General features: G+C 55.6%; 6 protein-coding genes and 1 pseudogene. 5 read left to right on the top strand and 2 right to left on the bottom strand.

What is annotated here, in order from left to right; translation table 11 throughout:
• Positions 1-273: integrase core domain-containing protein (locus EK23_RS21070; RefSeq protein ID WP_045227371.1), on the top strand; the 273-nt coding region annotated here is incomplete at its 5' end.
• A gap of 34 nt (positions 274-307) precedes the next feature.
• Here the strand turns inward: EK23_RS21070 and EK23_RS21065 are convergent.
• Positions 308-829: a PepSY-like domain-containing protein gene (locus EK23_RS21065; RefSeq protein ID WP_082054411.1), complete on the bottom strand. Its 522-nt coding sequence runs from the start codon at positions 827-829 to the stop codon at positions 308-310.
• A 191-nt stretch (positions 830-1,020) separates the two neighbouring features.
• Here EK23_RS21065 and EK23_RS24935 point away from each other — a divergent pair.
• From EK23_RS24935 to EK23_RS24825, 4 genes and pseudogenes are all read left to right on the top strand, one after another.
• Positions 1,021-1,141 (top strand): annotated as a pseudogene (locus EK23_RS24935) (transposase); the annotation flags it as partial.
• Positions 1,142-1,229: 88 nt separating this feature from the next.
• On the top strand, positions 1,230-1,538 hold the full coding sequence (locus EK23_RS21060; RefSeq protein WP_045227370.1) for a hypothetical protein: 309 nt from the start codon (positions 1,230-1,232) through the stop codon (positions 1,536-1,538).
• Between the two features lie 799 nt (positions 1,539-2,337).
• The gene (gene asnB / locus EK23_RS21055) at positions 2,338-4,155 is read left to right on the top strand and encodes an asparagine synthase (glutamine-hydrolyzing) (protein WP_045227369.1); all 1,818 of its coding nucleotides are present in this window, start codon (positions 2,338-2,340) and stop codon (positions 4,153-4,155) included.
• Positions 4,156-4,281: 126 nt separating this feature from the next.
• Positions 4,282-4,593: an abortive infection family protein gene (locus EK23_RS24825; RefSeq protein ID WP_082054409.1), complete on the top strand. Its 312-nt coding sequence runs from the start codon at positions 4,282-4,284 to the stop codon at positions 4,591-4,593.
• A gap of 328 nt (positions 4,594-4,921) precedes the next feature.
• Here EK23_RS24825 and EK23_RS23800 read toward each other — a convergent pair.
• On the bottom strand, positions 4,922-5,164 hold a 243-nt coding region (locus tag EK23_RS23800), incomplete at its 5' end, for a hypothetical protein (RefSeq protein ID WP_045227264.1).

Here is a 5,164-nt window from a genome sequence, read left to right as displayed (position 1 = left end):
CACACCAAGACCCGGGCGCGGCATCCACAGACCAATGGCATCTGCGAACGCTTCCATAAAACCCTGTTGCAGGAGTTTTATAAAGCCGTCTTCCGCAAGAAGCTTTATCTCTCCGTGGACGAACTGCAGGCCGACCTGGATGCCTGGATCGAGCACTATAACCAGGAGCGAACCCATCAGGGTAAGATGTGTTGCGGTCGCACTCCCCTACAAACGCTTCACGCTGGAAAGGAGGTGTGGAACCAGAAAGTCGGTCAGTTGAATCTGATCTGACAACCCAGCGCACCCAAAACGGGTAACTGTCAGATCAGGTCGCGACTTCTACAGGTAATGGAATGGGTGCTGAGTATGCATCGGCAGAATCGGCGCTCAAAATCTTTCCGCTACTATCCAGAGCAAGCCCGATCATTTTTCCCCGCGCTGTCGCATCAATCTCGCACCCACGGACTGTGCCATCCGGAGAGCTAACCACTTCGGCCTGTTTAACGACTGCGTTGGGGTGCGCTCGCTTAATGCTGTTGGCGATCAAAGCCGGCAGTTCGGTTGTATTAATGGCCTTCTCGGTTTCAAGCAGGCTACCGTCTTGAGTGTAGAAGGCAGCCTCCGTATTGCCGTTGTGTTTGAATTCGATCTCATAGACGGTTTTCCCGTCCTTCACTTCCTGCAAACAACTCGCTTGCCTGGCGTCCAAGAATTGCTTTTGGAACGCTGAAGAAATGGCTGGGAGTATTTGCTCTCGGCTCAGCCTGTTCTCTTCTGCTGCCATAACAAGGGATGACAGGAAGAACAGATCTAATGCCGAGATTGAAACCATGCTGGATTCCATCATTCGACTCCGAGACTAAGGAACAAGGACTGGGCATCGACTAAGCGCATGGTCGAGGATCGTTTTATCTGTCGAACCTTAAGGTTGCATTATGTGTTGATCATCGCCCGGGGACTTTTTTGCTTTCGACGAATAGGTTGTCTGGATGCATGCTCTTGGCTGGACACCGATACCCGGAGTCAGGTCGTCAGTCTGAGCTATATCCTGGGCCCCTGGAGTTTTCGGATCGTCTCGCCGCCCTGGTTCCGCCACCGCGCAAGCACCGGCAGCGCTACCACGGCGTGTTGGCGCCGAATTCGTCCCTGCGACCGGCAGTCACGGTCTACGCCAGCCTGCCTCTTGAGGCCTCGCTGCCATCCGTGCCACTTCAGGAAGACACCCGAGCACCCGAGGACCCGAGCAAATGACCGAAAGCCGACGGAATAGCCCCGCCCACTACTTGTGGCGCGCCCTGATCGCCCGCATCTATCAGGTCGTGCCGTTGCTCTGCCCGGAATGCGGAGGCGAGATGCGGCTGATCGCATTCATCACCGAACCGGGACCGGTGCAAAGCGTCCTGTTCCATATTGGCGAACCCGCCAAATCTCCACCGATTTCTTCCGGCCGCTCTCCGCCCGTGATGAAGTGCTTCGATTGGGATCAGTCCACCGCTCATGGCGCGGAGCGGGGTGAACCAGATCCTGAATACGAATTCGATCAAACGGTGAGGTGATAACTCACCGTATCCCTTGTTGATCGCCCGGTTGCCGACTCGTCGCTTCGAGACCGACGGGTTCCATTTGTGCCGATTTCCCGTCGATTTCCCGTCAATCCGCTGGTCAATGTGCCTTGCACCGTCGCGACTCCCTTGGCGGCCCCGAAAAAGATCATTCTCGCCACCTCATCAACCGATCAGGTGAGTTGACAAGCCCCAATCACAGTCGCATCCTTCGGCCTCAATGGGCACACCACCCATTGAATTTCCTATTCTTTGACCACCATGGCCTGGCACAGGTGTCGCCAGATCCCGCGGTGCCAGCACACGGGCATGTCGTAAAATCCAGTCCATATTCAGGCTTCTTCTTCCCAAAGCCCTTGAGACTGGACGCGAAGCTCTCGCAGGTCGCCTCCAAAACCCCTGCGGCGCCACGACGACAAGGATCACAGCCAAACCATCCATTCCGCGTCGGGCTCGGGAAGATCAGAATTGATAGACCATCCCGGTCCGAGCGCGTGCCATCAGCACACTCGATGAGAACAAGCGGGTTGGTGTGTAGGGAATGATCGGGAGAACGTGCTTAGAGGTTGAAGGATCAGACCATGCCCCCAATTTCCGTACCCGTCCCGCGCTTTTGCATCGGCGCAATTGGTTTATTTAAACCAAGGTGCTCAATAACGTATTGATTTTATGATCCACATAAGCGGCATAAGTATTGCTATCTTGATCAATAGGCCCACTTTCGGCGCCGCGTCGTGACGCCCCTTTACTACGCGTCATTGCGTCTCTCCTTTCTTGAATCGGTTCGCGCCCTATGTGTGGTATTGCAGGTTTATTCCAAAAATCCGGTACGGTGGACGAATCCCGGCTAAAAGCCGCGTCCCGGAGATTGAGTCACCGTGGGCCAGACAGTATTGGCTCCTTTATCGATGGCAAAATTGGATTGGCCCATACTCGGCTCGCCATCATTGATCAGCTGGGAGGCCAGCAGCCACTCCTCAGTGAAGATGGCCAATTGGCGCTGATCGCAAACGGCGAGATATACAACTATCCGGAACTTACAGCGGATCTGAAGTCTGCCGGCCGGCACTTAACGACGCATTCGGATAGCGAATGCATTCTGCACAGCTACGCGTTGGATAGTAACGGTTTCATTGAGAAGCTGAGGGGCATGTTTGCCTTCGCCATTTATGACCGTACACGGCAAAGGTTGACGCTGGCCCGCGACCGCCTGGGCATAAAGCCGCTTTACTACGCCGTGCTTGCTGACAGGGTGGCATTCGCCTCTGAAATCAAGGCATTACTGCCTCTCTTGGGTCAGGCACCCGCAATCAACATACATGCATTGGCTCAGTATGCTCAAAATGAATTCATTACCGGCGAAGAAACCATTATCCAGCAGATAAAACGGGTTCTGCCGGGGGAAATGATTTCCATAGATGCAAAGTTGAGGATTTCGCGCTGTATATACTGGAGTCCCCTGCACATCGCCAGCCGCACCATTCAGTACGAGGATGCGGCTGAAGAATTCAGCGCATTGTTTCGCCAAGTGATGTCGGAACATATGCGCTCGGATGTTCCATACGGACTCTTTCTCTCCGGTGGGCTGGATTCCGCGTCGATCCTGGGAATGCTGGACAAGCTGGCCTGCGGCCCCGTCAAGACCTATTCCGTGGGCTATTCGGACGTGCAAACGTACGATGAATTGGCCGACGCGAAGCGAATGGCCGATCGCTTTGGCGCAGACCACACGGAGCTGCGGCTGGACCGGGATGGGGTCTTAAGTCAGTGGGTTCGTTCCATATGGGCGGCCGATGACCTCATGCTTGACTATGCGAGTCTCCCCACAGCCCGTCTGGCGGAATGCGCACAAGCTGGCCTGAAAGTGGTTTTCACCGGCGAAGGGGGCGATGAAGTTTTTGCGGGTTATGGCCGCTACCGCCCCAATCCTCTCACACGCCTGCTCAAAAATCTGCGGAGGTCAGGGTCAGGTGGTTTCAGAACCCTTGAGGCAATTCGCACCGTGGGATCCAAAGCATCGTGGGACAGCAAACTGACAAAAACCGAAGGTGCTTTCCGAAAGCCGATTATCGAGGCCTGGCAGCGCACTCCGGAGAGTTGGTCATTCCTTCAACGTGCCCAATACACGGACATGTGCACCGCGCTGCCGGACAATTTGCTGGTTAAAGTCGATCGCATGTTGATGAGCTTCGGGATCGAGGGACGGGTACCCTTTCTCGACCATCGGGTCGTGGAGTTTGGGCTATCGCTGCCCGACCACCTGAAGGTCAGCGGCCGCGAGGGCAAACACTTCCTGCGCCGATGGTCGGAAAGTCTGCTTCCCTCCGATTACGTCCATCGAAAGAAGCGCGGGTTCGGCGTTCCGCTGCGCCAATGGCTCCGAGGCGATTTTCTCGATCGACTGGAGATAAAGCTCGGCAACAATCGCGCCGTGAAGGAGTGGTTCAACCTAGAGGCCTTACCGGAACTGTTCGCGGTCCAACGGACTAATGGCACAGCATTGAGGGAAATCATCTGCCTACTGCAATTTGCAATCTGGCATCGCTTGTTTGTTGAAGACTCGAACCTGACCCCTTCATCCAGTGAAAACCTGCTCGACTGGATTTCCTGACCACTGCGTCACGAGGACTGCTGCCGGCCCCTGAGAACCGACTCTGGCGAACGCCAATTCAGGCCTGGCACAAAATATCGATCGTGTCGCCATTTTTGCGAAACCTGAAATTGGGCCTTTTGCAAGATCTACATCGCAGAGAATGGCCTTGAGCTATCGGCTAATCAGACAATCAAGCCACTTTGGAGCGTAATTTCAAAGCATCTCCGCATTGCGCCCGAAAGTGTCGAGGAGGATGACCTGAAGCGTATCCTTTCAGGACTCAGCTCCATCGTTGATGGCATCGGCTCCTATCGCACGCATGCTGGCAGTGCCAACGGGCACATTGGGCGATCCTACCGCGTGGTTCCTCGGCATGCACGTCTCGCAGTTCATTCCGCGCACACGCTCTGTCTCTTTGCCTTCGAAACGTGGCAAGCGCGTCGGGGCGGAGGCTAACAAATTGTCCAAGCCGACGCCGCTTCGCAGCACGGATTAACTCAAGTGCTACCCGAGAAAGCGGTCATTCCAAAATAGCTGAACTAGGGATTCTCGGATGACGGCAATGGCCGATTTTTGCTCGCTCGACTAATAGGTGTCACTGACCGCTCCGCTTCGTTCCTTGCGATTCCTTCCCAGCCAGTGACGACCTGGCCTGCAGAGTAACCAAGTCGTAGTAGGACCGTCTGTCCATGGACGGAGACTTTTTAAATGGGCGCTTGTTGGTCTCGCAGGGGCAGGCACCGCTCGGGTGTTGAAAGGTAATCCGATGTGAGGTGTCACGATTCTACAAACCGGCCACTGCCGGTGTGGTATCGAGGCTTGCCTTCGGCTGTTCCTTCGGAGTTGGGATCACCTGCGCGAGACTGCCCCTGGCAGACAGATTGCGGATCAGTGGCACCGAGCCTGGCACCATCGCGATGCTGCCCCGTGCGGAGAGATTCTTGGTCGTGGGAGTCTGTGCGTCCTGAGCAGCGATGTGCGCTCCGGATTTCCCTTGCGCCTGTGCAGCGCCCATCGGCGCCAGGAT

The organism is Methyloterricola oryzae (assembly GCF_000934725.1).
Lineage (GTDB): Bacteria > Pseudomonadota > Gammaproteobacteria > Methylococcales > Methylococcaceae > Methyloterricola > Methyloterricola oryzae.
The sequence above is the reverse complement of the archived record's forward strand: the minus strand, read 5'-3'. Positions and strand labels throughout refer to the sequence as shown.